The organism is Xylophilus sp. PBN-3R (assembly GCF_057747805.1).
The window spans coordinates 1,872,966-1,897,456 of the sequence record NZ_CM173225.1; the positions used below are offsets into that span (position 1 = coordinate 1,872,966).

Sequence of the window (24,491 nt, forward strand, 5' to 3'; positions counted from 1 at the left end):
TGCAAGTGCGATTGCTGACGTTCGCAAGCGCGAGGCCTGCGAAAACGAGTTGATAGTGGCCTCGTCGGGCGTGTAACGCCTCCGCAGTGAACAATTCGGGATTGAATCCAGTCGGTGTATGTAAGGGATGTGTTACAACCGGGCGGTCATTGCTGCCAATTATAGATATGAAGACCCTCCAGGAATTAAGTTCTGATGGATTTACCAATAATGGCGCGTCTCGTTATCATACAATTATTAATGATTATGCTGATGAGCTTTATGAGCGCTCCCTTCGGACGGCTGATTTGGCAAAAGAAAAAGCTATGGCGAGGGAGGTTACTTTTGACCACGTTCGACAGGCTGCTGAATTAATCAAGCATAAATCTCCCGAGGTTCCCAGGCATTTAATAGTGATGCAGGTTGTTGAATCGGCATTAACTGTTGGTGTTGGAGTGACTGGTGGATTGCTTCCTAATCTGTTTGCGATGGGGGGGTTTCTGTTTTGCTTCGTAGGTGCTAGTTGCTTGTTTATTTGGAGAACTTACGGGGGTTCAAAATGAAAATTATTTACACCGAGTCGGGTGAGGCTCAACTCAAAACGTTTTTGAAGTCGCGGCAAGCAACTTTAGAGAAAATTTTTGTAGAGAAAAAGGCGGCTCCAGGAGATAAATTTGTTGAGGTGACCGGTAAAGATGTACTTGAAGCGGTTGCGCAGCTGGGCGAGGTAAAAGCCCGCAGGCGAAGCAGTGTGTTGTTGCTTACTGGCTGGGCCTATATGAGCGGCGGCGTGCTCGCGATAACAGGTGGCTTGTTTTTCCCGTATTTGAGAGAGATGTTAAAAACAAATCCAGTCCAGTTGGGGACACTGGTTGTAGGAATTTTTTCCGTGCTTTTAGGATACTTTGCGGTACGGATGAACTCGGTAAATACGCGCCGCAGGTTGGAGGATCAGTTGGAGGTGAGTGAACAAATTGCTGCCGCTGCCGCAACAATAAATCCGTTATATTTTTCCGAAATGAGCCAAGAGTCATTGCGGATTTGGCACAAGCCTGCACACATGATGAGTCGTGAGGAGATCGAGCTTGCTACTGATCAAAGCATGGCGCAAACCTATGTAAGTCCTGGGTCCAAGAGAAGTAATAAAAATGTTGCTCCCCGTGATGGGGTTGATCTTGATAAACTAAATAAAGAAATTTTTGCGAAGTACGGCGTGTCGCCTGGCCGGCAGCATCTTCTTGCATCAGTATATCTGGCGGAACTAGGGCCGGAATTTGTAGCTTCGGCATCGGATGCTGATCTCAAATCTGCATTTGACAGTATGGTGGGGCAAGGTTACTTCAGTACTGGGTTGAGGAGCAGCAAAGTTGCATCGCCCAACGGCGAACTAACTGCTAATGGAGTCGCGACATTGAAAGAACTCGCTCAAAACTATCGAATAATCGACTAGTTCATTGGGACTTCTTTGATTTTCAAAGTAATGCCGATCAGAGGCGACGGGTGGGGGTCCGCAGCAAAGTTTGTCGCACGCTTCGCACTTCAAACCATGCACCTGGCACTGGCCCCAGCCCCTCCACGCCAGCCCCATGCGCCCGCGGCATCGCCGACACCCACTCATCCGCCAGCCGGCGCTCAGTCTCAGACAACTCTTCCGGCTCGCTTTCCCTGGCCATCGAAAAAGCCCGGAAGGCTTGGACCACGCCGAGCGCGCCGCCCAGTGCCCGCTCCATCTCCTTTCGATACCGCCACGTTGCCGCCGGCACCTCGTGTGTCATGTCGCCCCAGTAGTCTTCCAAGGTGATGCTGATCAGCTTGCGTGCCCAGGCGGTTTGAGCGTCACCGCGGTGGTCGATCTTGTCCACCGTCCGGCCGCGCGTCTCCGCTGCAGCCATGGCGATGGCATCCAGCACGTCATCGATGTTGCGTTTGATCAGAACGGGACCGGACATTCCACCAACTCCACGGGGCCGGCGCCCTGGTAAATCACCTCACCGGTGGCCGCAACGCGCACCGACCAGCCTTCTGGTGCCCGCACCACCTGGTAGGCATGGGGCTCCAGCGGCAAGTGATTCGCCTCCGGCCAAGTCGCCATGATTCCTGGGTTGACGGTGTCACCCAGTTCGGGCGTGCGGAGCAGGGTGGGGTAGGGAATAAAGCGCTTCATTTGGGTCCTCCGGTTTCAGGTAGGCGGACGGAGATGCCTGCCGGCAGCCGACCCGTCCAGGTGGTTAGGCAAAGCCACATCTGTTCATGCTCGTAGATGCCTTCGGCCACGCTGCGCAGTTCAATGCCGCGCAGGATGAAGCCGTTGGCCACTGTGTGAAGAAAGGTCGGCTCGAAGAGGAAGATCTGTTTCACCCAGCGCTCAGCCACGCCTACCTTTGTCGACACCACTGCTTGGCGGATAGTCCTGCGGAAGTTGTTCTCAGCAGCGTTGACGCACTCGATTTCGAGGCGCCCATGCACAGGCTCCGGCCACGCCTCGGGGCGTAGCCTCAATCCGTCTCGGCGAAGTTGAATGACATGGCAAAGCACTGTTCAAATATACAGTCTTTCCATGCGGTAGCGGTTGGTCACGTTCTAGGCCTCGTCAGGCTTCAGAGTTGGCCCAACTCTTGGAACTCTCATGACTTTTCGTGCATACGTGACCGAAGGCGAGCCGGGTGCTTTCTATTGGGCATTGTTGGAGGCAGACGGCTATGCCTGCGAGCCGCACTACGAATCAGGCTGCGACTTTCCAACATACGCCGCCGCACTCAACGCGGCAGCTATGGCGCAGCCGGCGGATTGCCAGCCGGATGAAATCGACGCGGGCTACCAGCTTGGGACTGCGAATGGCTCGGTTGCAGCGGCGAGGCTCGGCTGAAATGTGTTCACGTTACGAAGCTCCATTGCGTCAGCTTCTGCAGGCTGGCTTCCCCGGCGCCGCCACACCGCAGCCGTGGGACAAACCAGAAGTCTGGCCAGGCTACGCCGCGCCCTTCATTCGCAGGCCACCCGAAATTGATGCCGGTGATGAGGCGGTGCCGGCGCTGCAGGTCGACGTTGGCAGCTTCGGGCTGATTCCGTTCTGGGCGAAGGACGACACCATTGCGAAACGGACGTACAACGCCAGGTCAGAGACCGTCGCCGAAAAGCCGGCGTTCCGCGATGCCTGGAAAAGGGGGCAGCACTGCATCATTCCAGCGGTGGCGATCTACGAACCGGACTGGCGCAGCGGGAAGGCGGTGCCGACCCGGATAACGCGCACCGATGGCGAATTGCTGGGCATCGCCGGCCTGTACGAGCGACGGAAGGGTGCGGACGGCAGCTATGCCTTCAGCTTCACCATGTTGACGCTGAACGCCGACGACCATCCGATGTTCAACCAGTTGCACCGGCCAGATCCAAAACGGCCCGTCGAACTCCAGGACAAACGCATGGTCGCCATTCTGCCCCGGGGGTTGTACGACGCCTGGTTAGATGCGCCGGCCGTGCAGAGCATGGATTTCATGCGGATGTTTCCGGCGGATCGGCTCACGGCCGAGCCCAGGCCAAAGGCGCCGCCGTCGGCACCTGCCGCATAGGCCGCAGGGCACAGGAACCCATATTCAGGGAGGGATGCAGCGTGCTGTCTCGACGCGTTGCCGAAGTATTCAAATCTCCTGACAAACATGGCGGGGCCCTATATGAAGCGAATGCACAAAGTGGCTGCTAAAAGCAGGTTGGTTTGTCAGACTGTTTTGCAGAATGGCTAGTAAAAACAACGGGTTACGTTGTTTTGCCTACCCTCATGGGGTGCAAGGGGTCGTGAGTTCGAATCCCACCACGCCGACCATATATTCCGCAAGGAAATCCAACGGGTTACGTTCACAAGACGTAGCCCGTTTTTATTTTTGGATCCACTGGCGTGTGCGGGTGCCGTAGGGGGAGTGACGGCTCAGCGATAGGCATCGAAGCGCCTTCTGTACTTTCCGCTGCAACTCGTCCGTAAAAGTTTTTCCCGATCTGACATGTCTGCCTCCTGAATACATGGATTCGATGTGTCCAGGAAACCTGGGGACGCCCGCAACCGATGCCTTTTGCGCCCCGATCACGCTTTCAGCCGGAATGCTGTGATGTTTCTGCCTGTGAGGCAGATTCTGGGTTTGAAGGGATCTCCGCCTTACCGCTTCCTGGGTCGGTGAAGAATTCAAATCACTCTTACCTGCGCGCGCGCTCATCCATGCCATGCGTAGTGTCTGGGATTTTGTTTTCGTTGGGAATCTGTCCGAGGCGAGATGTCAGTTGGAATACCGACACGGCGCGATGCGCTTGGTCTGGCTGCTCGAATGCCTGACGCCACAGCGTTCGTGGAGATCCCTGCCAGGGCTGGTATGCGGCGTAGCACAGCGCAAACATGAACCACATTATCGGCAGAGCGTACAAATACATTGCCGGACCGCGGAGCAAGCGTCTTGCCGTTGACTTTGCGATCAACTTATTCCACGTGGATAGTTTCACCGTGACGACCTGCCGCTCAACCAACAAATCCGAGGCAATCCGTAAAGTGCCGGCCGGATGAATGTAGTTTCTAAAAACGTCCACCTGCCCATCTTATGGTGAAAAGCGGGGTGGATGGCAGGGCAGCACGCTAGCAGGAGGTAAACCCCGGCTGCTCGAGATTCGCAACAGATAACCTTGAACCCCTTTTATGTTTGCGGCGTCCAGCTCTATTCGGATCCTTCCGTATTTCTCGGAACGGAAGTGAATGGCAAAGCCCAAGGCACTGTATATGCATGCGACCCAGCAAAAGGCGTATGCCGCCCAATTGGTCTCGATTTCGCCAAACGAAGGGCTGACAGCGAAGGTGAAATTTGTTCCGGACAAGATGACGAGAACGCTGCTAGTGGCCAGCAGCGTAAGGCGGTACCAGCCAAAGCTTCCGGGCCGGTCTGTCGGATTAACGATCTCGGGATTTGACAATGTCGGGCTCTCGTGAGATTCGACTGTACTGCGACACTTCGACACACGAAACCGCAAACGAAAAAAAGGCCGCATGCGCGGCCCATCGGTGGGGGTGAAACTCAGGAGCCAGGGTCCGCGTCTTTTTCAGCGCCTGTGTCCTCATGTTTCATCGCTGGCTTTTGACCAGGCTGAGGCACATGTACCGAACCAGGAGCGATTTCCTCGCCGTGGTTCTTCTTTTCTTGCTGCACTTTTTTGTCGTGCGCGACATTGCGTGGATCAGTCATGCATTCATTCTGATTCCGGCCGGCCTAGGCTACGTGGGATGGCATGCCGTCATTCGGTGGGATCCAAGGCGGTGCTTCGTCGCCATCAGGCAACAGGTGCGCTCGGCGTGTTCGGCCTTGAAACGGCCACGCACCTTCAGCCAACGCCTGCCGGTGAAGTGGAGAACTCAGGCGGTGGTAACGCGGCGAATGGCCTGGTTTGCCGGTGGTCGGCGCGGCTCGGTGGTCTTCTTTCCCGCAGCCTTGGCGAGTCCACAGACCACGAGGCCGGAAAAGCTGCACATCACGATCATTAAGGAAGCAAGGGCGAAGATCATGGAGGTCTCTTTTCTTTGTAGTTGCTACGAAAACAGATGCTGGCGGTCCGTTGGTAGTCAAGGCTTCTTGTCGCTGCAAGGTTAAAAGCAGCATGCTTAAATTCCGCTGAATCGCACCTGTCTGTCACGCCATTGACACTGGGCGCATCGGCGCTGATCTGCAAGAGGATTTGTTCTAAAGGCACATTAGGGGAAACCCAATGCAATATGCTCGCGGCGGTGATTCCGACACCCATTCCCCTGACTCCCCATACGGCTCCGCACTTCCTTCTGGGATTGGGCGATAGCGGTCTTGCCGCCCCTATTGCCGCCGCCGTCGCGATGCTTCTTGCCTTCGGCAGCACGACCCGCCGGCTTGCCTGCGTATTCACCTTGGCCTTCCTTTGCGTCGCCGGAATCGTGTTCGCAACCAAGCTCGGCCTGTTCGGCTGGGACGAGGGAATCGATGCGTTTTCCTTTCGAGGGCCGAGCGGCCATGCGACCTTGTCGGCATGTGTCTGGCCGGTTGTGGCATGGCTTCTCTCGAGCCGGGCCGGAGCCGCCTTCAGAGGCGTGGCCATCGCGGTTGGTTTCGGGTTTGCCTTGGGCGTGGCCTATGTCCTGGTCGCCTACGGATATCACACGCTTTCGGAAACGGTAGCCGGAACGCTGCTCGGCGGATGCGCCTCGATGCTCGTTCTCCGGGTTTCGACGGCCGTGGCGCCGCCTGCCAGTGTGGTGATGTTTGCGGGTATGGCAGTGGCCGCCTGGTTCGGCTTCCAGCACGGACACCCGCTGGCGCCGCTCGAAAACCTCAAGTACAGCATCCACGCGATGGTTCATCACACACGTTCCACTCCTTAGACAGTTCTGTCTTCCGCTTGGTATACTGGCCTGGATCAGCTAAGCAGGGAGACGGAAATGGCCGAAACGACATCCGACAGCATCGTCGAAGTGGTGTATGAAAAGCTGAAGACGATGAGCGTGCGCTACCAGTTCAAGCCCGGCGAGCGGCTGAACGAGGGTGTGCTCGCCAAGGCGCTGGGCGTCAGCCGCACACCGCTGCGCGAGGCTTTGACCCGGCTTTTCGCCGAAGGGCTGCTGCTTTTCGTGCCGGGCAAGGGTTTCTTCTGCCGCAAGCTCGATGTAAACGAAGTCTTTTCCCTGTACGAAATGCGCCGTGTCATCGAGGTCGAGGCGTTGCGTATCTCCATCGAACGCGCCACGGACGCTGACATCGACTCGCTGTTGGCCTTCCTCGACCAGACAGGTCCCGAGCCAGGCGACCGAACGGTGGACGAACTGGTGGATCTGGACGAAACCTTCCACGAAAGGCTGATGGCCATGTCCGGCAATGCCGAGATGCTGCGGGTGCTGCACAACATCAACGCGCGCATTCGTTTTGTCCGCTGGATCGACATGGACCGCTGCGACCGGCGGGTCAGCCAGAACGACCACCGCGAAATCCTGCTGGGCCTGAAGGCGCGGAACATCGAGACCTGCGCCCCTGTCCTGACGGCGCACATCAGCCGCCGCCTGGACCAGATCTCATCGGTCCTCAAAGAGGGCTATGCCCAGATCTACATGAGCGCCTTGCCCGCCTGAGAGCCTGCATTTGCGGCGTCGGCCCGACGCGGGCCGGGCAGGGGTTCCGGTCAGTCGACCTGGGCGCCCGATTCCTTCACGATCCTGGCCCAGCGCACCATGTCGGCCTGCTGCACGCGGGTGAAGGCGGCGGGTGATCCGTCCTGGATCGGCGCGATGCCCTGGCTGGTCAGCCATTTCTTGAAGTCGTCGGTGTTGATGGCGGTCAGCACCGCGCTCGACAGCTTCGCCTGCACAGCGGGCGACATGCCGGCGGGGCCGAACAGTCCATACCAAGTGGTGCTTTCGAAGCCGGGCAGGCCGCAGGCCTCGGCCACGGTCGGCACGTCCGGCAGGGCGGCGATACGTTGCGACGAGGTGATGGCCAGCGCCCGCACCTTTCCGGACTGGATCACCGGGATGCTCGGCGAACTCTGGTTGAAGAAGAAATCGACATCGCCCGCCATCAGCGCCGTCATCGCCGGGCCCTGGCCGCGGTAGGGCACATGGGTTGCGCTGGTCTGGCTGGCGCCGCTGAACTGAACCGCGGCCAGGTGGCCAGACGCGCCGTTGCCGGTGGAGGCGTAGTTCAGCGCGCCCGGTTGCTTGCGCTCGGCAGCCAGCAGGTCCTTGCAGGTCTTGATGTCCGGATGTTTTTCCGGGTTGACCAGCAGCACGTTCGGCAGGTCGCCCAGCAATGCGATGCGGGTGAAATCCTTGACCGGGTCGAAACCCAGCTTTCGGTAAAGCGCCGGGTTGATGGCGTGTGTGCCCGCGGTGCCCAGCAGCAGGGTGTAGCCGTCGGGTTTTGCCTGGGCGACGTAAGCCGACGCGATGTTGCCGCCGGCACCGGTCTTGCTGTCGGCGATGAACGGCGTCTTGAGTGCCGTGCCCAGTTCGATGCCCAGCTTGCGGGCGTAGAGGTCAGTGGCGGCCCCACCAGGAAAACCTCCGATGATGGTAATCGGCTGGCTCGGCCAGACGTCCTGCGCTAAGGCCAGGCTGCCGAAGCTGAAAACCGAGAGGACTGCCGCGCAGACATGACGCAATTTCATGAAGTTTCTTCCAGGCTCCGAAGCAGAAGAGACGGTTCGCTGCACTGTCGCCGCGTCCGTGTTCCGTTCTGAATACAGACTATAACTATTGATGTGTACGCAGACAAGAGTTATAGTCTGTGTACCGATTTTGGTGCGACTGCCCCGGTTTGGGGCGGCCTCCGGACGGGTTCAACCAATAGCAAACACATGAACAATCCAGCGACCAGCCAAGCCTGTTTCATCGATGCGAATCCGAGTCTCGCGGCAGTTTTTGCGCAGCTTCACCGGCCGGCGGAATTTCCGCTGGTCGTCAATGCACAGCCTGAAATCAAGCCGGCCGACCTGCCCGGAGTGCTGTCCGGCTCGGCCATCGCCATCGTCGATCACACCGCCGTACCGACCGACATCGCCCGGGCCTGCCACGGACTGAAGCACATCGTGTTCCTGGGCACCGGCGCCCGCAGCTACATGAACCCGGAAGCCCTGGCCGAGATCGGCATCACGGTCCATACCATCAAGGGCTACGGCGACACAGCGGTCGCCGAATGCGCGTTCTCGCTGATGTGGTCGGCCGCCAAGGGTTTTGCCCGCATGGACCGCGAAATGCGCGTTGGCAACTGGCTGCGGACCGAAGCGGTCCAGCTGACCGGCAAGACGCTCGGCCTGGTCGGTTTCGGCGGCATCGCCGATGAGCTCGCCCGCCTGGCGCTGGGCGTCGGCATGAAGGTGATCGCCTGGAACCGCTCACCCAAGGCGCGCGAAGGCGTCGAATTCGTCGACCTGGACACCTTGCTGGCGCAGAGCGACGTGGTATCGCTGCACCTGCTGCTCAACGACGAAACCAAGGGACTGCTGTCACGCGAGAAGATCGCAGGCATGCGCGACGGCGCCATCCTCATCAACACCGCCCGGGGAGCGCTGGTCGATGAAGACGCCATGGTCGAAGCACTCGAATCCGGCAAGCTGCGCCACGCCGGTCTGGACGTGTTCACCGTCGAGCCGCTGCCCGCCGGCCATGTGCTGACCACTTTGCCCAATGTGACCCTCTCGGCGCATTCGGCTTTCCGCACACCGGAAGCCACCGCCAACCTGGTCGGCGCCGCGCTCGACCACTGCCGCCGCATCGTCGCCCCGGCTTGAGGAGAAAACCGACATGACCGACATCATCCGCATCGACCAGAACGCCCGCCGCAGCCGCGCCGTCGTCGCCGGCAACCTTGTTTTCCTCGCCGGCCAGGTGGCCGACGACAAGTCGCTGGACATCGCCGGCCAGGCCGCCCAGGTGCTGGCCAAGGTGGACGACCTGCTGGCCCAGGCCGGCAGCGAACGTTCCAGGCTCCTGACCGCGCAGATCTGGCTTTCGACGATGGACGACTTCGCCGGTTTCAACGCCGTGTGGGACGCCTGGGTCGTGCCCGGCCAGACGCCGACCCGCTGCTGCGGCAAGGTCGAGCTGGCCGACCCCGGCTACCGGGTCGAGGTCGTCGTCACCGCGCTGAAGGGTTGAAGGCCACCATGATCTCCACCACCGATCCCCATCGCAACCGCAAGCCGCGCAACGTTTCCGATGCCGAATGGGAAGTGCGCTGCCAACTGGCCGCCGCCTACCGGCTGGCGGCGAAGTTCCAGCTGACCGACCTCATCTACACCCACATCTCGGTGCGGGTGCCGGGCCGGCACGACCAGTTCCTGATCAACCCGCACGGCTGGTTCTTCGACGAGATCACCGCCTCGAGCCTGGTCAAGATCGACGTCGACGGCAGGCCGGTAGACGACGACCGATTCGAAGTCAACGCCGCCGGTTTCACCATCCACAGCGCGCTGCACCAGAGCCGGCCCGACGTGGAATGCGTGGCCCACCTGCATACCAATGCCGGCATGGCGGTGGCGGCGCTGCAATGCGGTTTGCTGCCGCTCAACCAGATCAGCATGCAGTTCTACAACCGGGTGAACTATCACGACTACGAAGGCATTTCGCTGGACCTGGACGAGCGTTCGCGCATCGTCGCCTCGATGGGCGAGGCGCATTACCTGATCCTGCGCAACCACGGCCTGCTGACCACCGGCCGTTCGGTAGCCGAAGCCTTCACCCGCATGTTCTACCTGAACCGTGCCTGCGAGATCCAGGTGCAGACGCTTTCGATGGGCCAGCCGTACACGCTGCCGTCGCCGGCGGTTTGCGAACACGCTGCCAAACAGCATGACGATTACGCGTACCTCGACACGGTTCATCTAGACCGCGAATGGACCGCGCTGCTGCGGCTGGTCGACCGCGAGGGCGGCGACTACCGCTGCTGATCCGCATGCCGCCGGTCAGCGGGGTCCGCCTTCCAGCCGCTGCAGCATTTCGCGGGTGATCAGCACCACGCCGCTGTCGGTCCGCTCGAACCGTGCGGCGTCGGCAGCGGCGTCTTCGCCGACCACCATGCCGTCGGGGATGACACAACCGCGATCGACCACCACCTTCGACAGCCGCGCGCCCCGGCCGACCTCCACGTCCGGCAGCAGCACGGCCTGCCGCACCTCGCAGAACGAATGGATGCGCACGCTGGAAAACAGCACCGACTCGACCACCTTCGAGCCCGACACGATGCAGCCTCCCGACACGATGGTGTTGACCGTCATGCCGCTGTTGCCGTCGCTGTCGACCACGAATTTGGCCGGCGGCAACTGGCGCTGGTAAGTCCAGATCGGCCAGTCGGTGTCGTAGATGTCCAGTTCGGGCGTGATGGAGGCCAGGTCGAGATTGGCACCCCAGAAAGCGTCGATGGTGCCGACGTCGCGCCAATAGGCCGGCATGTCGGGCCGGCGGGCGCCGCTGGTCACGCACGACATGCTGAACGGATGCGCCAGCGCGCGTCCCTCGGCGACGGCGCGCGGGATGATGTCCTTGCCGAAGTCGTGATCCGATCCGGGGTCCAGCGCATCGTCTTCGAGCAGCTTGTAAAGGTACTGCGAATCGAACACATAGATGCCCATGCTGGCCAGGGCAGTGTCCGGGTGGCCGGGCATCGCGGGCGGATCGGCGGGTTTTTCCAGGAAGGCGGTGATGCGGCGCTCGTCGTCGATCGCCATCACGCCGAATGCGGTTGCCTCCATGCGCGGAACCTCGATGCATCCCACGGTGCAGCCCATGCCGCGTTCGGCATGGTCCTTGACCATGATCGAGTAGTCCATCTTGTAGATGTGGTCGCCTGCGAGGACCACCACGTAATCGTGTTTGGTCGAGCGTGTCTGGATGATGTCCAGGTTCTGGAACACCGCGTCTGCCGTGCCGCGGTACCAGTGCTGTTCTCCCACCCGCTGCTGGGCCGGCAACACGTCGACCATCTCGTTGAGTTCGGCGCGGAGAAAACTCCAGCCGCGCTGCAGGTGGCGCATCAGGGAATGCGATTTGTATTGCGTCACCACCGCCATGCGGCGGATGCCGGAGTTCAGGCAGTTCGACAGCGCGAAATCGATGATCCTGAACTTGCCGCCGAAATACACGGCCGGCTTGGCGCGCCGGTCGGTGAGTTGCTTGAGCCGTGACCCGCGGCCGCCGGCCAGGACCACGGCGATGGTGCGGCGCACCAGCTGGTGCGCCTGAAGGGTTTGTTGTGTCTGGGGTGTGTTCATCTGCGTCCCTGTCTCATCCGGTTTTATTGCATTTCGTGTTTGGCAATGACCCGTCGCCTACCTTCGATGCAGTCTGATCATGGAGCGCAAGCAGATGTACCTGGGGCAGTGCATTCCCTCAGTCGGTTGCGAGGTGTCGGGCGACAATACGAGATGATCAAAGAGAAGCAGTCGGGGGTCGTCGTCCGCACCCTCCGCAATGGCGTGCGCCTCCTGGCCTTGCCCATGCCCCATGTGCAAAGCGCCAGCGTCGGGGTTTTTTTGCGGGTGGGTTCACGCGACGAGACGGCCCGGACCAACGGCATCAGCCACGTGCTCGAACACATGGCCTTCAAGGGCACCGACACCCGCTCGGTGCAGGCCATCAACCTCGATGCGGAACGCCTCGGCGCGGACGTCAACGCCTTCACCGGCAAGGACACCACAGGCTACTTCATGACGGGTCTCGGCAAACATGTCGAACCGCTGCTGCGCATGACGGCCGACATCGTGCTGAACAGTACCTTCCCGCAACACGAGTTGCAGCGCGAACTCGACGTCATCCACCAGGAGGCGATCGAGTACGAAGAGGACCCGGAAGACGCTTCCAGCGACCTCCTGGACCGCGCCATCTGGGGCGACGACCCGATGGGCATGCCGGTCATCGGCACGGTGGGCAACATCCAGGGTTTCGTCCGCGAAGACCTGGTGCGCCATGTCGAGCGCCATTACGTGGCCGAAAAGACGGTGGTGGCGGCTGCGGGAAACTTCGATGTCGAGGCCTGGATGGCGGTCGCCGAAGAGCTGTTCGGCGCAATGCCTCGGTCGACCGGAGCCCCGGTCTGCCTGCCGCCGGCACCGGCTGCCTATGTCGGCCATTCGCTGGCGCGCCGGTTTACCCAGGTGTCGCAGGTTTTCGTGAACATCGGCTACCCGCTGGTGCCGCCACCGGGGCTGGCGCCGGAGTCCCAGAAGCGCTGGCGCCTGGCGGTGTCGCTGGCATCCAACCTGTTCGGCGACGGCATGTCGTCGCCGCTGGTGGACACGGTGCGCGAGCGGCTGGGCCTGGCGTACACCGCCTATTCGTCGATCGACATGGGCGATGCCTGGGCCAACTTCGTCGTCCACGCAGTCACCACGCCTGAAAAACTCACGCCCCTGCTGACGGAGACCGGACGCCTGCTGCGGGTGCAGGCGGCGGGCATCGATCCGGTGCATCTGGAGCGTGCCCGCAACCAGCTGACCGTCGCCAGGGTGCGCACCGCCGAACGACCTTATGCGTCGATGGAGCAGGCGCTCGAAGAGCTGTTCGCCACCGGCACCGTGACATCGATGGCAGAGACGATCGAGCTGATCGACGGCATCACGACGGACGAAGTGCGCGCGGTGTTCGAACGCATGCTGACCCACGCGCCCGCGCTGGCCATGACGGGCAAGGGCGTGGGCCCTCGCAGCGTCAGGCAATTCGCGGCATGCCTGGTGGCGTGACGCCCCCCGGTCGGGCAGCGCCGCTCATTCCGGCTTGATGTTGGCCGACTTGATGGTGGCGGCCCACTGGCGGCGGTCGTTGTCCAGGAAGTTGCCGAACTTCGCTGGCTCCATGCCGGCCACCGGCTGCGAACCCAGGCGCGCCATCTTTTCGATGGTGCCGGGCTGCCTGACGATTTCCTGCAGCGCTTCGTAATAGGCCAGCAGGATGGGCGCCGGCAGGCCGGCCGGCGCGAACACGCCTTGCCAGGTCGGCATGTCGAAGTTGGCCAGGCCCTGTTCCTGCAGCGTCGGCACGTTGGGCAGTTGCGGCGCGCGCTGCGCGCTGGTCACGCCCAGGGCCTTCACCTTGCCTTCGTTGGCGAGTGCGGCGGCAGTGGTGATGTTGTCCATCGTCATGGCGATGTGGCCGCCCAGCAGGTCCGATATGACCGGCGCCGCGCCCTTGTACGGAATGGCTTCCATCTTCACGCCCAGGCGGTGCAGCATGGCTTCGGCGATCAGGTGGTTCGAAATGCCGATGCCGGCGATGCCGTAGCTGGCCGACGGCGTGCGGGCCACGTAGGCCTTGAACTCCTGCAGGTTGTTGGCCGGCACGTCCCTGTTGACGATCAGCACGTTGGGCTGCGAAGCCACCATGGTGATGGGCGTGAAACTGGTCGGCTTGTAGGGCGTGCCCTTGGGGTTCAGCTCGAAGGTGATGGCCATCGAGCCGGCTGCCGCGATGCCGATGGTGTAGCCGTCGGCCGGCGAAGTGGCCAGGCGGCCGGTGGCGATGTTGCCGCCGGCACCGGCGACGTTCTCGACGATGACCGGCTGGCCCAGTTTCTGGCCCAGGGGCTCCGCGATGAGCCGAGCCAGCACATCGGCCGAGCCGCCCGGCGCGAAGCCGACCAGCAGCTTGACCGGGCGGTCGGGTTTCCAGCCGCCCTGTGCGTTGGCGGCACTGAAAGGGGCGGCACAGGCCAGCAGCGCTGCGCTGGCGACGATGAGACGGCGAGACAACATGATTCGATTCCTGAGGGAAGAGGGTGAAGGTCGGAAAACGCTGGGAGCTGTCTCTTGTTTTGAATGCGGAAACTCGGTTTGCCGGTCAGGCGAGCAGTTGCGCCAGGGCCTGGGCGACGATGCCGTTCGACAGCAGCGTCGGCCGGCCGGAGGCCCGTGCCACGGCGGCGCGCATCGGCTCCGTGTAGCCCATGCAATGCATGACGATGAAGTCGCAGCCCGCCAGCGACCTGCCGGCCCGTTCGAAGGCGGCGGTGGCCAGCGCGGCATCTCGTTCGTAGGGCGATGCGTGGTCGATTTCGGCCGCGCAGGGCAGCGGTTGCGCCAGGTGCAGGGTGGTGGTCTGGGCTGCCAGCGGAACCAGTACACCAACGCGGCTTGCGTGATGCGCCAGCGCGGCGGTGAACTGGTCCACCAGTTGCTGCGGCTCGATCACCAGCGTGCGCAGGCGAGGCAGTGCGGTGCCGGTGCAAAGCGGCACCAGGAGGTCGTAGCCGGCGGCGTCGGCCTGGCGCATGACATCCGCCAGGCGGACCTCGGTGGCGTGTTTGTCCAGTTCGATGGAGCCGCCGTCGCGCAGGCGGGTGACAAAACGGTGTTCGCCGCCGTCGCGCGGTGCCAGCGCCCGCCGGGCGGTGTCGTCCAGCGCGTCGAGCGCGCCGAATTCATCCACCTGCACATGCGAGCCCAGCAAGGCGGTCATGGCCGGCACGATGTCGACCCTGGGCGATTCGCCGATGGTGAAGAAGGCGACCCGGCGGTTTTTCATGCGGCGGCGCCGGTTTCCTGTCCCACGGTCTGCAGGTGGGCCAGAGAGCCGTAACGCGACTGCAGCTGCGCCCAGTGTTCGGGGTTGAAGAAGGGCAGTGCGCCCTGGCCGAACAGCTTGGCGATCTCGATGCAGAAACGCATCGCCACGTCGGCGTCCCAGGCGTTGGTCACGCCGGTGGCGCAGCCGGGCACGGTGGTCTGCGCGGTCAGCGCCACGCCGACGACCGGTGCGGCGGTGACGATGGTCGGCTGCATCAGCGAATTGACATGCGGCAGGCCGTTTTCATAAGGCGTGATGTCCTGCGTGGTCAGCGGCAGGGTGACCGGCAGTTGCCCGCTGACCCAGCCCATGACGTCCAGCATCAGGTCGGGAATCGGCAGCAGATAACCTTCCTTGGCGACCGGCGTCAGGGCCACGCCGCGGTGGTTGACCAGCCGGTTGCCTCGCGTGGTGTCGACCGACAGGATGGCGTCCATCCGCGGGCTGACCTCGTGCGACATCATTTCGCGCATGGGGAACGGCGACCGCATCATCGGCACCGGATGGTGCGGCCGGGTACCGGCGCGCGGGCAGATGTGGGTGTGGACATGCACGCTGGCGGGCAGCGTGTCGCCGCGTTTCGCCATGTCCATGATCTTGGCGGCGGCGGCCAGCACCACCACCGCGCCGTCGCTGTCCGAGACCAGGCCGGACACCGTGGGCCGTGCACCGATGCCGCCCAGCCGGCCGACCAGGCCCAGGCGCGGAGCCGTCAGGTCGGCGCCGGGAATCTCGATGGACAGGAAGTCGGTCGACGCCTCGCCGCGCTCCAGCCGGGTGACCTTCACTTCGCAGTTGCCGATGGCGCGCAGGTGTTCCGCCACTTCCTCGCCGGTGACATGGGCAGAGGACAGCAGTTCGATGGTTTCGCTGACGTGTTTCATGGGCTCTCGGGCAGAAGGAAGGGGCCGGCGTCCAGCAGGGCGGGATCCTGGTCGCCCAGGAAAAGGCGGCTTTGCGTATCGCCCAGCAAGTGGGCGTCGTGGCCGTTCACCCACAGGCCGCAGCCTTCGGGCAGGCCCAGCACGGCGGTGCGAGGGTGCAGCACGGTGAATTCGCGCAGTCGCTGCCGGCGTGTCTCGCCGCGGTGCCCCGGCGGATGCATGTCGGTGTAATGCGCGTTGATCTGCAAGGGAACAAGGCCCATCGCGTCCAGGCCGCCGGGGTCGGCCACCGGCATGTCGTTGGTGGTGTGGATGGTCGGACAGGCGACGTTCGAACCTGCGCTCCAGCCCAGGTAGGACGCACCGCCGCTGCGCACCCGTTCGGCGATGGCGCCGAGCAGTCCGCGCGACCGCATGTGGCCCAGCAGCGCGAAGGTGTTGCCGCCGCCGACCAGGATCAGGCGCGCGGCCTTGACCGCGTTCACGGCCGCCGCCGGGTCGGCTTCGCGGTGCACCGAGCGCACCTTCAGGCCGACCGGCGCGAGTGCGTCGGCGACCAGTGTTTCGTAATCGTCCCAGCCGCGGGTCACCCCCGCGAAGGGCACCAGCAGCGCCTCCCCGTCGTGGGCCCGGGCGGCGGCCCAGTCCTGGATCCACGGCAGCGCGTGTGTCAGGTAACCGGCGTCGCTGGAGGAATTGCTGAGCAGCAGGAGGTTCATGGGTGCCAGACGCAAAAGGAAGAAATCAGAGGGCGGCGGAACGCCAGAAAGGGTCGCCGATGCGCCGTCCCAACGTACCGACCGCATCGACCATCAGCCGCTGCCATGCCTCGGTCTGGCGGTTGTCGGCATGGCGGGCGGCGGCGAAGGAAATACAGAGACCGCGCAGTTCGCCGTCGCGCGGGTCACGCACCGCGGCGGCGATGGCGCCGATGCCCGGCATGGCGCCATCGACCACCATCGCATGGCCGGCGGCACGGACCTGGTCCAGGCACGCCATCAACGCGCCGACATCCGCCAGGCCGGACTGGCCGGTGGGCGGCAGTGCGAGCGCCGGGTCGGTGCCATAAAGCGCGCCGATTTCGTTGGCATCCAGCCGGGCCAGCAAGGCGCGGCCCATGGCGGTGCCCGGCGCAGCGCGTCGGGATCCGGGCGACGACAGCACCTGCACCGGCGTGTCGCCGTTAAGGCGTTGCAGCACCACCGTCTCGGCGCCGTTGAGCGCCGACAGATAGGCGGTGACGCCGCTCTCGGCGGAGATCTGCTGCAGGGTTTCCCGGCAGGCGTCGTCCAGCGGGGTCGCCGCATAGGCGCCGCGCGCTGCGCGGGCCAGTAGCGATCCGGCACGGTAGCGGCGGGTTTCGGCGTGCTGGTCCAGCAGGCCGTAGCGGGCCATCTGGTTGAGCAGGTGGGACGCGGAACTCTTGGCCAGGTCGAGGCGGGCGGCTGCCTCGGTGAAGCTGAGTTCTTCGGTACCGTCCGCAAAAAGCTGCAGCACCCGCTGGACGTTGTCGAGAATACTCATCGGTTCGAAAAAACGGAACTAAAGTTCGATATTTTCGTAATCTTAACCAGTGGCGCTGCCGGCCACAAGGCCGGTAGCCGACGTCGTGTGGATCAGGCCGGGTGCGGCGCCGCGCGTTCGCCCGCCAGCAGTTGTGCGGTGGCCGCCTCGATGCCGTCGGTCAGCACCGTCGGATAGGCCAGCTGCGGGCGCAGCCCGGCAAAACCCGCGCCGCCGAGGATGCAGCGGGGCGCACCGTCCTGCGCGAGTGCGTGCAGGGCCTGCTGCAGCCGGCGCACGGTGCCTGCGGCGTCGCGCGATGCGGCCAGGCCGTCGGCGGGCAGGATGGTGATGCCGTGCAGCAGCGGCGCAGCCGGGTGGGTGGCGATCAACGCCCGCAACATTCCGTCCCAGGCGGCTCCGGCGGTGACGATATGGAAACGCTCACCGGCAACCAGCGCGGCATCCAGCGACGCGGTCGCCATGCCCGCGACGGGGCGTCCGGCGACGGCTCGCAGCGCGGCCAGGCCCGGGTCGCCGAAACAGGCCAGCAGCACCGCGTCGGAGCGCCAGGCGCGGTCCATCGCCGGCCAGTCCGCGGCGATGGCGCGGGCACCCGCCGCAAAACTCGCGGGGCTGGAGATCACCGCCGGTCCGCTGGCGCAGGTCGCGCCGTGCACCGTCACATCCTGGCGGCTGCCCAGGTCCAGCAGGCGCCGCACCTCGGCCACCACGCTGTCGGTCATGCCTGCGGTGTTGTTGGGGTTGAGTACGGCCAGTTTCATGCCGAGGCGGCAGGCGCGGCCGCGTCGGGCAGGGTGTTAGCCAATGCCCAGGCGCGTGCGATCACCGCGTCGGTGTCGTCCGCCTCGTCCGGTTGCGAAACCCGCGGGATCAGCCGTGTCTCGATCAGCGAAAGGTGCACATGCATCGACTTCATGGCACGTGCGCCGTCGCCGCGCCGCAGGGCGTCGAGGATTTCCTCGTGCTCTTCGCAGGCGCAGGATGACGATGCCGCAGGCTCGAAGAAAGCCACCAGCATCGAGGTCCGGCTGACCAGTTCCTGCAGTTCACGCAGCACGAAAGGGCTGTTGGCAAAACCGGCCAGCAGCATGTGGAATTCACCAGAGAGACGGATCGACAGCGCCCGGTCGCCTGCATGCAGCGCCTGGTGTTCACGCCGGCCGTGTTCTGCCAGGGCTTCCAGTTGCGGCTCGGCAAGCCGGCCCGCCAGCCGGCCGGCGATGCCGCCTTCGACGATGCGCCGCGCCTCGTAGATTTCGCGCGCCTGCGCCAGCGTCGGGTTGGGCACGAAACATCCGCGGTTGGCTATCACATCCAGCAGCCGTTCATGGCCCAGCCGGTGCAGCACCTTGCGCACCCGTTCTCGCGATACACCGAAGACCTGCGCCAGCCGGGTCTCCACCAGTTGGGAACCCGGTGCCAGCCTTCCGGTGAGCAGTGTCTGGGCGAGGCACTGGTAGATGGTGTTTTCCTGCGGATGCATCCGGCGACTCTAGCGCGGCCCCGCATGGGCGATCCAGTGGCGCGCGATCTGTTCGCGTGTGGCGATCCAGGCACCCGGCCGGGCTCGCATGTGGCGCAGGATCAGCTCCAGCGCCTTCATCCGCGCCGGCCTGCCGATCATGCGGAGATGCAGGCCGACGGACATCATGCGCGGCGCATGGCCGCCTTCCTGTAGCAGCCAGTCGTAGGCGTCGACGACGTATTCGGCGAACTGCCCGGCGGTGGCGAAACGCTGGGTGTGCTGGAACTGCATGTCGTTGGTGTCGAAGGCATAGGGCAGCACCAGGTGCGGCCCGCTGGCCAGCGGCACGAAGTAGGGCAGGTCGTCGTTATAGGCGTCGCTGTCGTACAGGAAACCACGCTCGGCCAACAGCCCGCGGGTGGCCGGTGTGCAGGCCGAACGGGTATGCCAGCCCAGCGGGCGCTTGCCGCACGCCGCCTCGATGGCGCGGATGGAGGCGTCCATGTCTGCGGCTTCGCGTTCGGGTGTCATTCCGGCGTGGCTTTCCCAGCGCCAGCCGTGCGCCGAAACCTCGTGGCCGCGGCTCACCGCGTCCTGCGCCAGCCATGGGCTGCGTTCGACTGCGCGGCCACAGGCGCTGACCGTCATCGGGACATCGAAGCGGTCGAAGGTGTCGGCGATGCGCCACCAGGCCGCGCGGGTGCCGTATTCGAAGTGACTGTCGATGCACGGATCCCAGCCGGAGCGCGGGTCGATGACCTCGTACACACCTTCGTTGCGGGCGTCGCCGTCGGCCACCGAGAACTCGGCGCCTTCCTCGAAATTGAGCACGAAAGAAACCGCCACCCGCGCGCCGCCCGGCCAGGTCACGGCGGGCGGCCGGTTGGCGTAGCCTTGGAAATCGCGCGGGTGCGTCGGTGTGTCGATGGGGTTCATTCGGCTTTGATGTTGCGGTCCTTCACCACCTTGGCCCAGCGCACGAACTCGGCGTCGAGGTAGTCGGACGATTGTTTGAGCGTCATGCTGGCGACGTCGCCGCCGGTCTCTTCCACGCGGCCCCTGAAGTCCGGCGACGCAGCCATGCGGCGCAGTTCGGCATTGACCTTCTCCAGCACCGCGACCGGCGTCCTGGCAGGCGCCAGCAGCATGTACCAGGAGGTGAATTCATAACCCGGAATACCGGCCTCGGCCACCGTCGGCACGTCCGGCAGGCGGGGCGAGCGCCTGGCGCTGGTGATGGCCACGCCGTTGAGTGTTCCGGCCTTGATCTGCGGCATCGACGACGTGATGATGTCCACCGACATCGCCACCCGGTCGCCCATCACATCCTGCAGCGCAGGCGCTGCGCCCTTGTAGGGTACGTGGGTCATGTGGATGCCCGCCATCGACTCCATCAGCGCGGCGCCGACATGGCTGGTGCTGCCCACGCCGGACGACGCGTATTGCAGCTCGTCCGGTCGGGCGCGTGCCATGGCGATCAGGTCCTTCAGCGACTTGCCCTTCAGCGCCGGCCCGGTGACCACCACGCTGGGCACCTGGGCCACAACACCGACCGGCACCAGGTCGGCCTTGGTGTCGTAGGGCAGTCTGGCGTACATGAAGGGGTTCACCGCATGGCCGATGGTCACCATCAGGAAGGTGCTGCCGTCGGCCGGAGCCTTGGCCACCACGTCGGTGCCGATCACGCCGCCCGCGCCGGCGCGGTTGTCGATCAGCACCGGCTTGTTACCCCAGGCCTCGGAGAGCTTCTGGCCGACCATGCGGGCGAACATGTCCGCGGCGCCGCCGGGCGGGAAGGGGACGACGATCTTCACGGGTTTGTCGGGGTAGCTCGAAACGTCTTGCGCGACGGCTGCCGGCGCGCCGAACACGGCGGCTAGCGCGACCGCCAGCGCAAGGGCGGATTGGATGGAAACGGATGGGGTGAACAGCTTGGGCCAAGACATCGCAGGACTCCTGAATACACGAAGGAGAGGTGCAACGATCTGGCCGCGCACCCGAATTGTGCACTTGCCATCTGGCATTGTGCACAATCTTCATCAACGCAGCTTCCATGCCAAGTACGGTCTTGAAACGCCTTTGCGCCAGGGATCGGCCAGACTCCGGCAATTCATCCAGGAGCTTTTTCGTGTCCAAACTTTCCCTCGCCGCCAAGTTCTCTATCCAGCAGGCTCAAGGTGTGGCCGCCACCATTCGCAGCGTGCAGACCGGCAGCTTCAACGGCAACCGGATCGAGGTCGTGACCGGTTACGACGCAGGCGAAGACCGTTATGCCATCCACGCCTACATCACTGCGGCAGACGGCGTGCGACACAAGTTGCCGATGGTCGACAACCATGTGGACGCCGAGCGTGAAGGTTTCGCTCGGGGCTGGGAAGCCGTGGCGGCGTTTTTCGAAAGCTGATCGGCGGTCTCGCCAACGCCGACGCACCGTTTCAAGTCGGCTGCACTTCAGGCGGTGCACTGTGGTGCATCTCGGTGGGTTTTTCGCTGCTGTTCGCAGGCACGGTTTCTGCATGCTTTCCGGCCTGTGGCGGGTGATGCAGCCCGCAAAAATCAGTTCTTCCGCTAATGACGGCGCCAACCCACACCCGTGGTTCCACGAGGGTGCGTTGTGCCGGCCCGCCAGCGGAGGTGCGCCGGCCTCGTCACCAAGCCCTCGGCGCCCCGGGTCCCCACGAAGGATCCCATGAAAATCATCGTTATCGGCCACGGCATGGTGGGCCACAAGTTCCTGGAAAGCCTGGCGGAAACCGGCATCGCCGATGCCCAGGTCACCGTGTTGTGCGAAGAACCGCGCGCCGCCTACGACCGGGTGCACCTGTCTGAATTCTTTGCCGGCAAGACGGCGGACGACCTGTCGCTGGTCGAAGCCGGTTTCTTCGAACGCACCGGTTTCAGCCTGCGCCTGGCCGCCCGCGCCACCAGCATCGACCGCCGCGCCAGAACGGTGACCACCCTCGACGGCGAAGTGCTGCCCTACGACAAGCTGGTGCTGGCCACCGGCTCCAGCCCGTTCGTGCCGCAGGTGCCCGGCCGCGACCGCGAACACTGCCATGTGTACCGCACCATCGAGGACCTGGAAGCCATGCAGGCATCCGGCGCGAAGTCGAAGACCGCCGTGGTGGTCGGCGGCGGCCTGCTGGGCCTGGAATGCGCCAAGGCATTGCGCGATCTGGGCATGGAAACCCATGTCGTCGAATTCGCGCCGCGCCTGATGGCGGTGCAGGTCGACGAGGGCGGGGGCCAGTTGCTGCGCGCCAAGATCGAGGCGCTGGGCCTGACGGTGCACACCGGCCGCAATACGCTGGAAATCGTCGATGGCGCACGCTGCCGCCACCGCATGGTGTTCGCCGACGGCAGCCATCTGGAAACCGACATGATCGTTTTCTCCGCAGGCATCCGCCCGCGTGACGAACTGGCCCGCCAATGCCTGCTGGCGGTCGCACCGCGCGGTGGTGTCGCCATCGACAGCGCCTGCCGAACCGGCGACCACGATGTGTATGCCATCGGCGAATGCGCATCGTGGAACGAACAGACCTTCGGCCTGGTGGCGCCGGGCTACGACATGGCGCGCGTCGCCGCCCGCCACATCGCCGGCGACGCCGACGCCAGCTTTGCCGGTGCCGACCTGAGCACCAAACTGAAGCTGATGGGCGTGGACGTGGCCAGCATCGGCGACGCCCACGGCCGCACCCCGAAAAGCCGCACCTGCCAGTACGTGGACGAACGCAAGGGTGTCTACAAAAAGATCGTCGTCAGCGAAGACGGCAAGCAGCTGCTGGGTGCCGTGCTGGTGGGTGATGCGGGTGAATACGGCACGCTGCTGCAGCTGGCGCTGAACGGCATCGCACTGCCCGCCGATCCCGAATTTTTGATCCTGCCGTCCGGCGACGGCAAGGCCAGGCCAGGCCTGGGCGTGGACGCCTTGCCGGACACCGCGCAGATCTGCTCGTGCAACGACGTCAGCAAGGGCCGGATCAACGCCGCCGTGGGCGAAGGCGCATGCGACATCGCGGCCGTCAAGGCCTGCACCAAAGCCGGCGCCACCTGCGGCGGTTGTGTGCCGCTGGTCACGCAGGTGATGAAACTTGAAATGTCCAGGCGCGGCATGGCGGTCGACAACCATGTCTGCGAACATTTCGCTTACTCGCGCCAGGAGATCTACCACCTGGTCCGCGTCGCCAACATCCGCACGTTCGACGAACTGCTGGCGCGCCACGGCAGGGGCCTGGGCTGCGAGGTCTGCAAGCCGGTGGCGGCCAATGTGTTCGCGTCGTGCTGGAACGAGTTCGTGCTGAAAAAAGACCTGGCCGGACTGCAGGACAGCAACGACTACTACCTGGGCAACATCCAGAAGGACGGCAGTTATTCGGTGGTGCCGCGCATGCCGGGCGGCGAAGTCACGCCCGACGGGCTGATCGCGGTCGGCCAGGTGGCGAAGAAATATGGCCTCTACACCAAAGTGACCGGCGGCCAGCGGGTCGACCTGTTCGGTGCGCGGGTCGAGCAACTGCCGCTGATCTGGGAAGAACTCATCGCAGCCGGCTTCGAATCCGGCCACGCCTACGGCAAGTCGCTGCGCACGGTGAAGAGCTGTGTCGGCTCGACCTGGTGCCGCTACGGAGTGGGCGACAGCGTGGGCCTGGCAGTAGCGCTGGAGCATCGCTACAAGGGCCTGCGTTCGCCGCACAAGATCAAGTTCGGTGTGTCCGGCTGCACCCGCGAATGCGCCGAGGCGCAGGGCAAGGACATCGGCATCATCGCAACCGAAAAGGGATGGAACCTCTACATCTGCGGCAACGGCGGCATGAAACCGCGCCATGCCGAACTGTTCGCCTCAGATCTCGACAAGGAAACCCTGGTGCGCATGATCGACCGGGTGCTGATGTTCTACGTGCGCACCGCCGACCGGCTGCAACGCACCAGCACCTGGCGCGAGAACATCGAAGGTGGCCTGGCTTACCTCAAGGGTGTGCTGATCGAGGACACGCTGGGCATCTGCCCGGAACTCGAAGCGCAAATGCAGCACGTGGCCGACACCTACCAGTGCGAATGGAAGGCCGCCATCACCGACCCCGAGACCCGCAAGCGTTTCCGTTCCTTCGTCAACAGCGACAAGGCCGACGAACACGTGGTGTTCGTCGAGGAGCGCGGCCAGATCCGGCCGGCCCGTGCCGACGAGCGCGACCCGCAACGTGCGCCCGCGCTGGAAGGAGCCTGAGATGGAAACCCCGAGCCTGAACTTCACCGCCGTGTGCGATGTCGACGACATCCTGCCCGGCACCGGTGTCTGCGCGCTGGTCGAAGGCCGTCATGTGGCGGTGTTCCGCATCGGCCGGGACAGTTTCTTCGCCATCGACAACATCGACCCCAAATCGGGTGCCAGCGTGCTGTCGCGCGGCCTGCTTGCCAGCGTCGGCGAGCGGCTGGTGGTGGCGTCGCCGCTCTATAAGAACCGCTTCGACCTGCGCACCGGCGAATGCCTGGATGCGGCCGAATATTCGGTGGCCGCGCATGGCGTGAGAATCGACGGACAGCGGGTGCTGGTGGCGCTCGGCGGTTGAGCGCCGCACCGGCTGCCACGACCCAGGAGTTCCCC

The 24,491-nt window shown here is 63.9% G+C and carries 30 protein-coding genes; 14 read left to right on the top strand and 16 right to left on the bottom strand.

The annotated features are described in order from the left end of the window. Positions 1-167: 167 nt before the first annotated feature. Together AC3ANW_RS08850 and AC3ANW_RS08855 are read left to right on the top strand one after the other, a co-directional pair. Positions 168-542 carry a hypothetical protein gene (locus AC3ANW_RS08850; protein ID WP_488344400.1) on the top strand — a complete coding sequence of 125 codons (375 nt, stop codon included), beginning with the start codon at positions 168-170 and terminating at the stop codon, positions 540-542. Beyond that, positions 539-1,429, top strand: a complete 891-nt coding sequence (locus tag AC3ANW_RS08855) for a hypothetical protein (RefSeq protein WP_488344401.1) — start codon at positions 539-541, stop codon at positions 1,427-1,429. Before AC3ANW_RS08850 ends, AC3ANW_RS08855 begins: the two co-directional genes overlap by 4 nt. 37 nt (positions 1,430-1,466) lie before the next feature. On the opposite strand, the gene AC3ANW_RS08860 is transcribed toward AC3ANW_RS08855, so the two are convergent. The 3 genes from AC3ANW_RS08860 to AC3ANW_RS08870 are packed head-to-tail and all read right to left on the bottom strand — an operon-like array spanning position 1,467 to position 2,337. Further along, positions 1,467-1,928, bottom strand: a complete 462-nt coding sequence (locus tag AC3ANW_RS08860) for a hypothetical protein (RefSeq protein ID WP_488344808.1) — start codon at positions 1,926-1,928, stop codon at positions 1,467-1,469. Beyond that, positions 1,910-2,143: a hypothetical protein gene (locus AC3ANW_RS08865; protein WP_488344809.1), complete on the bottom strand. Its 234-nt coding sequence runs from the start codon at positions 2,141-2,143 to the stop codon at positions 1,910-1,912. The genes AC3ANW_RS08860 and AC3ANW_RS08865 overlap by 19 nt, the downstream gene beginning before the upstream one ends. Continuing rightward, positions 2,140-2,337: a hypothetical protein gene (locus AC3ANW_RS08870; protein WP_488344810.1), complete on the bottom strand. Its 198-nt coding sequence runs from the start codon at positions 2,335-2,337 to the stop codon at positions 2,140-2,142. The genes AC3ANW_RS08865 and AC3ANW_RS08870 overlap by 4 nt, the downstream gene beginning before the upstream one ends. 268 nt (positions 2,338-2,605) lie before the next feature. Here AC3ANW_RS08870 and AC3ANW_RS08875 point away from each other — a divergent pair, with 268 nt between their 5' ends. The 3 genes from AC3ANW_RS08875 to AC3ANW_RS08885 all read left to right on the top strand — a co-directional run bounded on the left by AC3ANW_RS08875 (position 2,606) and on the right by AC3ANW_RS08885 (position 4,522). Continuing rightward, positions 2,606-2,845 (top strand): hypothetical protein, encoded by a 240-nt coding sequence (locus tag AC3ANW_RS08875; RefSeq protein WP_488344811.1) that lies wholly within the window; start codon positions 2,606-2,608, stop codon positions 2,843-2,845. 25 nt (positions 2,846-2,870) lie between these two features. Further along, positions 2,871-3,545, top strand: coding sequence for an SOS response-associated peptidase (locus AC3ANW_RS08880; protein ID WP_488344812.1), 675 nt, complete (start codon positions 2,871-2,873; stop codon positions 3,543-3,545). A gap of 812 nt (positions 3,546-4,357) precedes the next feature. Continuing rightward, positions 4,358-4,522: a hypothetical protein gene (locus tag AC3ANW_RS08885; RefSeq protein WP_488344813.1), complete on the top strand. Its 165-nt coding sequence runs from the start codon at positions 4,358-4,360 to the stop codon at positions 4,520-4,522. A gap of 502 nt (positions 4,523-5,024) precedes the next feature. Here AC3ANW_RS08885 and AC3ANW_RS08890 read toward each other — a convergent pair. Both AC3ANW_RS08890 and AC3ANW_RS08895 read right to left on the bottom strand, forming a co-directional pair. Next, positions 5,025-5,192, bottom strand: coding sequence for a hypothetical protein (locus AC3ANW_RS08890; protein WP_488344814.1), 168 nt, complete (start codon positions 5,190-5,192; stop codon positions 5,025-5,027). Positions 5,193-5,359: 167 nt separating this feature from the next. After that, positions 5,360-5,509 carry a hypothetical protein gene (locus AC3ANW_RS08895; RefSeq protein WP_488344815.1) on the bottom strand — a complete coding sequence of 50 codons (150 nt, stop codon included), beginning with the start codon at positions 5,507-5,509 and terminating at the stop codon, positions 5,360-5,362. A 132-nt stretch (positions 5,510-5,641) separates the two neighbouring features. Between AC3ANW_RS08895 and AC3ANW_RS08900 the strand changes: the two genes are divergently transcribed. Together AC3ANW_RS08900 and AC3ANW_RS08905 are read left to right on the top strand one after the other, a co-directional pair. Further along, positions 5,642-6,352, top strand: coding sequence for a phosphatase PAP2 family protein (locus AC3ANW_RS08900; protein ID WP_488344816.1), 711 nt, complete (start codon positions 5,642-5,644; stop codon positions 6,350-6,352). Positions 6,353-6,409: 57 nt separating this feature from the next. Continuing rightward, complete coding sequence (locus tag AC3ANW_RS08905; protein ID WP_488344817.1) at positions 6,410-7,093, top strand: GntR family transcriptional regulator; 684 nt, start codon at positions 6,410-6,412, stop codon at positions 7,091-7,093. A 50-nt stretch (positions 7,094-7,143) separates the two neighbouring features. Here AC3ANW_RS08905 and AC3ANW_RS08910 read toward each other — a convergent pair whose 3' ends face one another. Beyond that, positions 7,144-8,127: a Bug family tripartite tricarboxylate transporter substrate binding protein gene (locus AC3ANW_RS08910; protein ID WP_488344818.1), complete on the bottom strand. Its 984-nt coding sequence runs from the start codon at positions 8,125-8,127 to the stop codon at positions 7,144-7,146. A gap of 189 nt (positions 8,128-8,316) precedes the next feature. Here AC3ANW_RS08910 and AC3ANW_RS08915 point away from each other — a divergent pair, with 189 nt between their 5' ends. The 3 genes from AC3ANW_RS08915 to AC3ANW_RS08925 are packed head-to-tail and all read left to right on the top strand — an operon-like array spanning position 8,317 to position 10,407. Beyond that, positions 8,317-9,249: an NAD(P)-dependent oxidoreductase gene (locus AC3ANW_RS08915; RefSeq protein ID WP_488344819.1), complete on the top strand. Its 933-nt coding sequence runs from the start codon at positions 8,317-8,319 to the stop codon at positions 9,247-9,249. Positions 9,250-9,262: 13 nt separating this feature from the next. Continuing rightward, positions 9,263-9,616, top strand: coding sequence for a RidA family protein (locus AC3ANW_RS08920; protein ID WP_488344820.1), 354 nt, complete (start codon positions 9,263-9,265; stop codon positions 9,614-9,616). Between the two features lie 8 nt (positions 9,617-9,624). Beyond that, the gene (locus AC3ANW_RS08925) at positions 9,625-10,407 is read left to right on the top strand and encodes a class II aldolase/adducin family protein (protein WP_488344821.1); all 783 of its coding nucleotides are present in this window, start codon (positions 9,625-9,627) and stop codon (positions 10,405-10,407) included. Between the two features lie 15 nt (positions 10,408-10,422). Here AC3ANW_RS08925 and glgC read toward each other — a convergent pair whose 3' ends face one another. Then, positions 10,423-11,727 (bottom strand): glucose-1-phosphate adenylyltransferase, encoded by a 1,305-nt coding sequence (glgC, locus tag AC3ANW_RS08930; RefSeq protein ID WP_488344822.1) that lies wholly within the window; start codon positions 11,725-11,727, stop codon positions 10,423-10,425. A gap of 153 nt (positions 11,728-11,880) precedes the next feature. Here glgC and AC3ANW_RS08935 point away from each other — a divergent pair, with 153 nt between their 5' ends. Further along, positions 11,881-13,194, top strand: a complete 1,314-nt coding sequence (locus AC3ANW_RS08935; RefSeq protein ID WP_488344823.1) for a M16 family metallopeptidase — start codon at positions 11,881-11,883, stop codon at positions 13,192-13,194. A 24-nt stretch (positions 13,195-13,218) separates the two neighbouring features. Here AC3ANW_RS08935 and AC3ANW_RS08940 read toward each other — a convergent pair whose 3' ends face one another. From AC3ANW_RS08940 to AC3ANW_RS08980, 9 genes are all read right to left on the bottom strand, one after another. Continuing rightward, complete coding sequence (locus tag AC3ANW_RS08940) at positions 13,219-14,202, bottom strand: Bug family tripartite tricarboxylate transporter substrate binding protein (protein WP_488344824.1); 984 nt, start codon at positions 14,200-14,202, stop codon at positions 13,219-13,221. Positions 14,203-14,287: 85 nt separating this feature from the next. After that, positions 14,288-14,971 carry an AroM family protein gene (locus AC3ANW_RS08945; RefSeq protein WP_488344825.1) on the bottom strand — a complete coding sequence of 228 codons (684 nt, stop codon included), beginning with the start codon at positions 14,969-14,971 and terminating at the stop codon, positions 14,288-14,290. Continuing rightward, the gene (locus AC3ANW_RS08950; protein WP_488344826.1) at positions 14,968-15,897 is read right to left on the bottom strand and encodes a DUF1177 domain-containing protein; all 930 of its coding nucleotides are present in this window, start codon (positions 15,895-15,897) and stop codon (positions 14,968-14,970) included. Before AC3ANW_RS08950 ends, AC3ANW_RS08945 begins: the two co-directional genes overlap by 4 nt. Further along, a complete protein-coding gene (pepE, locus tag AC3ANW_RS08955; protein WP_488344827.1) occupies positions 15,894-16,616 on the bottom strand; it encodes a dipeptidase PepE in 723 nt (240 codons plus the stop codon). Before pepE ends, AC3ANW_RS08950 begins: the two co-directional genes overlap by 4 nt. A 25-nt stretch (positions 16,617-16,641) precedes the next feature. Beyond that, complete coding sequence (locus tag AC3ANW_RS08960; protein ID WP_488344828.1) at positions 16,642-17,421, bottom strand: IclR family transcriptional regulator; 780 nt, start codon at positions 17,419-17,421, stop codon at positions 16,642-16,644. Positions 17,422-17,513: 92 nt separating this feature from the next. Then, positions 17,514-18,185 (bottom strand): aspartate/glutamate racemase family protein, encoded by a 672-nt coding sequence (locus AC3ANW_RS08965; protein WP_488344829.1) that lies wholly within the window; start codon positions 18,183-18,185, stop codon positions 17,514-17,516. Continuing rightward, the gene (locus AC3ANW_RS08970) at positions 18,182-18,907 is read right to left on the bottom strand and encodes a GntR family transcriptional regulator (RefSeq protein WP_488344830.1); all 726 of its coding nucleotides are present in this window, start codon (positions 18,905-18,907) and stop codon (positions 18,182-18,184) included. The genes AC3ANW_RS08965 and AC3ANW_RS08970 overlap by 4 nt, the downstream gene beginning before the upstream one ends. A 9-nt stretch (positions 18,908-18,916) precedes the next feature. Next, entirely contained in the window at positions 18,917-19,825 is a 909-nt protein-coding gene (locus tag AC3ANW_RS08975; protein ID WP_488344831.1) for a polysaccharide deacetylase family protein, read from the bottom strand. Continuing rightward, positions 19,822-20,835, bottom strand: a complete 1,014-nt coding sequence (locus AC3ANW_RS08980; RefSeq protein WP_488344832.1) for a tripartite tricarboxylate transporter substrate binding protein — start codon at positions 20,833-20,835, stop codon at positions 19,822-19,824. The genes AC3ANW_RS08975 and AC3ANW_RS08980 overlap by 4 nt, the downstream gene beginning before the upstream one ends. Before the next feature lie 182 nt (positions 20,836-21,017). On the opposite strand from AC3ANW_RS08980, the gene AC3ANW_RS08985 reads away from it, so the two are divergent. From AC3ANW_RS08985 to nirD, 3 genes are all read left to right on the top strand, one after another. Continuing rightward, on the top strand, positions 21,018-21,293 hold the full coding sequence (locus AC3ANW_RS08985) for a hypothetical protein (protein ID WP_488344833.1): 276 nt from the start codon (positions 21,018-21,020) through the stop codon (positions 21,291-21,293). 285 nt (positions 21,294-21,578) lie between these two features. Beyond that, positions 21,579-24,113 (top strand): nitrite reductase large subunit NirB, encoded by a 2,535-nt coding sequence (nirB, locus tag AC3ANW_RS08990; protein WP_488344834.1) that lies wholly within the window; start codon positions 21,579-21,581, stop codon positions 24,111-24,113. A gap of 1 nt (position 24,114) precedes the next feature. Beyond that, on the top strand, positions 24,115-24,456 hold the full coding sequence (nirD, locus tag AC3ANW_RS08995; protein ID WP_488344835.1) for a nitrite reductase small subunit NirD: 342 nt from the start codon (positions 24,115-24,117) through the stop codon (positions 24,454-24,456). Positions 24,457-24,491: the final 35 nt, after the last annotated feature.